Here is a 235-nt window from a genome sequence, read left to right as displayed (position 1 = left end):
GGAGTGGCGACGTTCGCGAGAGGAGAAGTGGGGGCCGCCGCCGTCGCGCCTGCTGGTGCAGCCGATGGCTTTTCCTCCATTCCCGCGTCTGCGCCATTGCGAGGGCTTTCATTCCGGCGACCGGGCCCAGTGGCGTGGTACACGATCAGCGAGGTCGCCCCGGTGGAATCGACCCGGCCCTGCTCGCGAAGCAGTTTCACGGCGATGCGCCTGCTCGTGGCATCCATGTCGGCCA

At 68.1% G+C, this 235-nt stretch carries 1 protein-coding gene; it reads right to left on the bottom strand.

The window, feature by feature from the left end:
• A partial coding sequence (locus SB775_RS33940) for a hypothetical protein (protein WP_410865689.1) occupies positions 1-200 on the bottom strand: 200 nt, incomplete at its 3' end.
• Positions 201-235 lie beyond the last annotated feature (35 nt).

The organism is Peribacillus sp. SIMBA_075 (genome assembly GCF_046534585.1).
This window is presented reverse-complemented; position numbering and strand designations above follow the sequence as displayed.